Raw genomic sequence first — 2,917 nt, 5'->3', positions numbered from 1 at the left:
GACGGCATCACCATCGACGGCAACCGCTACAGTGGTGGCGTGTCTGACGGGATTGGCATCTACGGTGCTGTCCTCAAGCTGTCGAACTATGAGGTGCGCGCCTGCTCCGGCGTCGGACAGTGGACTGAGTTCACCTACGGCGGCACAAAAGCCAAGCAGAACAATGTCCAGTCTCAGTTCTGCAACGCCTATATCCACGATAACGGCAAGGGTATCGAGTTCGGCGGGCCGAACGACAGCGATTTCTACTCAGTCTATTCATATTTGAACGACGAAGCCAACCTGCGCACCTACTATGCCGGAACTGGCAAGTTTACCAATTGCCATTTCTGGTGCGGCGCGGTTGGGGAGCCCCAGGTCACGACAAACTTGGATCTTGGCACCGAGGGCAACATCTTTATTGGCTGTGCCATTGAGGGGGCCAAGCGCGAACAGATTTGGGCTCGTGTCGGCAAGCAGACATTTGTTGGCTGCTATGTGTTCTACAACCAAGCGAGTGTGGCGGGCGTGACGACTGTTGGCCTGCGTATCGGCGATGACACGCCGGGGTCTCAGTCTGCGGCAGGAAATATCCGGTTCTCTGGTAAGATTTACGGCGTTCATCAGATCATCAAGTTTTCGAGCGACGGCGGATACCACGTCCTTGATATTGATGGTTATGTATTCCGCGCCGGGTCGGTGATTATGTCCGGTTCCCAGCTTGTAGTTGGCGGCTCTTTGCCAACCAGTGATATTAAGGCGGCAATCCAGTTCGTATCAGACGGGGTTAACCCGGCTCCTACTGCGCAGCCTTCGGTTTATCAAGTCAGCTTAAAGCCGTCCTTTTTTAACGGACTGTCTGTCGCTGCCGGACCGCTTTCTGTTGGCGTGTCCGACCCTTTGCGCAACTTCGACCATGCGGGTGGGCGCTGGCACCGACAGGCCAACACCTCGGGGGCGCTACTAAGCGAGGAGTTCACAGCCAATCGGGGGCTTCGTTGGACATTGGATAGCATAGATGGCTTGGGAGGAGGCGAGCTGTACCTGAATGCCTACGCCACTGACCAGATCACTCTGACTACAAACGGCGTGAAGCAGTTCGGCTTGGGGCCGTACGCCAGCGATGCAGCTGCAGGCGCTGCCGGGATCCCGCAGGGCGTCTCCTACAAGCGCACGGACGGCACCTGGGCGTACAAGCTCTAGGCCGACCGTTCGTCCGACCAACTTCCGAACTGTTCGTCCGCAACCGCCTCCGGGCGGTTTTTTCATGTCCCGGAGGGCCTCGCGATGAAGCCCTCCGGTATGTGGGCGCGTCCCGCCCCGCGCGGCTGACGTGCCGCCCTTCCTGGCCGCGCTATGCGGCCTCTACCTTCTGTGCGGGAACGCTCCCATGCCCCTGGATCTTGATCGTGCCGCGTTCTTCGACGCGGTGCGCCGCTCCCCCTTTGCCGGTCACCTGACCCAGCCGCAGGTCGACGGCATGGTGGCGATCCTCACGGCCTGCCCCGCCTCGCTCTCGGTCGACGCGGCGGCCTACTGCCTCGCCACCACCTTCCACGAGACGGCGCGCACGATGCAGCCGATCGAGGAGTTCGGCCGCGGCAAGGGCCGGAAGTACGGTCCGACCGGCTTCTGGGGCCGGGGCTACGTGCAGCTCACCTGGGAGACGAACTACGCCAAGGCGACCAAGCGCCTACGCACGCTCGACATCCTGAAGGCCTCCGAGGACCTGGTGAAGACGCCAACGCTGGCCATGCGCTCCGACGTGGCGGCCGCCATCCTGTTCTACGGGATGATCGAAGGCTGGTTCACCGGCAAGAAGCTCGCCGACTACTTTGCGCCCGGCCGGGCCGACCCGGTCGGCGCTCGGCGCATCATCAACGGCACGGACCGCGACAAGCTCATCGCCGGGTATCAGGCGCAGTTCCGCGTGGCACTGCTATCCTCGGTCCGGCTTGCCGGCGTGCCGGCGGCGAAGGTGCCCGATCCGATGGCGCCGTTGACAGGTGTAAACGGCGTTGTGTCAGGCGGAACGGCCCCGGGGGCAACGAAACCGCCCGTTGTGTCAACCAAACCGGCCGTTTCGGCAACGAAAGCCCCCGTTTCTGCAACCAAGCCCGCCCCCACCGGCGGGCTTTCTTCTGCGCCCTCTCCGGCACCGCTCGGGTTCTGGGCGCGCCTGCACGCCGCCCTCTCGCGAAAGGCCGCCTGACCATGAACCTGCTTGCCCGCCTCAACGCCCGCCTCGTCGGGTTCCGGATGATCCTGCTGGCCGTGCTGTTCGCGGCGCCGGATGTCCTCAACGCCCTGGTCGGGTTCGACTGGGCCAGCGTGCTCCCGGCCGGCTACGAGGGCTATGGCGCGAAGATGGGCGCCGGGCTCGGCCTGCTCCGCCTCGTCTCCATCCCGGTGATGAACAGCATCCGGGCCGCGGCCCGCGACGGCGCGCGCCAGGGCGGCCGCGATGTCAGCGGAGACCCGCGCTGATGATGGCCTTCCTCGCCAAGCTGCTGCTCGGGCTGCCGGGCCTCGCCAACGGGCTGCTCGCCTACCTGAACAAGCGCTCCGACAACACGGTGCTGGTGAACCAGGCCAACGTCGCGGCCGACGTCTCGGTCGGTCAGGCGCAGCTCACCGCCTACATCGAGGAGCGCAAGGTGATCGCACAGGAGCGCGCCGCACAGCACCTCTCGCCCTGGACGGCCTGGATGATCCCGACCGCGTTCGGGCTCTGCATGATCCACTTCGGCGCAATCGTCCTCGACTCGACCTTCCTGTTCAACTGGCGAGTCGCGAAGCTGCCACCGCCCTACGACGAGATGGAGCGGTACATCGTGCTCTCCGTCATTGGCGTGGCCGGTGTCGCCGGCACGGTCCGCAAGGTCTTCTCGAAGTAGCCCACCCCTCCCCGCAGAGGGGTGGGGTCTTTCCCGCGCGC

The 2,917-nt window shown here is 64.1% G+C and carries 4 protein-coding genes; all 4 read left to right on the top strand.

All coding sequences use genetic code 11. From position 1 onward, the window contains the following. A partial coding sequence (locus K2X24_RS20815; RefSeq protein ID WP_292500694.1) for a hypothetical protein occupies positions 1-1,182 on the top strand: 1,182 nt, incomplete at its 5' end. Between the two features lie 187 nt (positions 1,183-1,369). After that, entirely contained in the window at positions 1,370-2,191 is an 822-nt protein-coding gene (locus tag K2X24_RS20810) for a hypothetical protein (RefSeq protein ID WP_292500692.1), read from the top strand. Between the two features lie 2 nt (positions 2,192-2,193). Beyond that, entirely contained in the window at positions 2,194-2,466 is a 273-nt protein-coding gene (locus K2X24_RS20805) for a hypothetical protein (protein WP_292500690.1), read from the top strand. Next, positions 2,466-2,876 carry a hypothetical protein gene (locus K2X24_RS20800; protein ID WP_292500688.1) on the top strand — a complete coding sequence of 137 codons (411 nt, stop codon included), beginning with the start codon at positions 2,466-2,468 and terminating at the stop codon, positions 2,874-2,876. The genes K2X24_RS20805 and K2X24_RS20800 overlap by 1 nt, the downstream gene beginning before the upstream one ends. The last annotated feature ends 41 nt before the right edge of the window (positions 2,877-2,917 follow it).

The organism is Methylobacterium sp., from assembly GCF_019750675.1.
In the GTDB taxonomy this organism is placed as follows: Bacteria; Pseudomonadota; Alphaproteobacteria; order Rhizobiales; family Beijerinckiaceae; genus Methylobacterium.
Note: the sequence above shows the minus strand (reverse complement) of the source record. Positions and strands in the feature narration are given on the sequence as shown.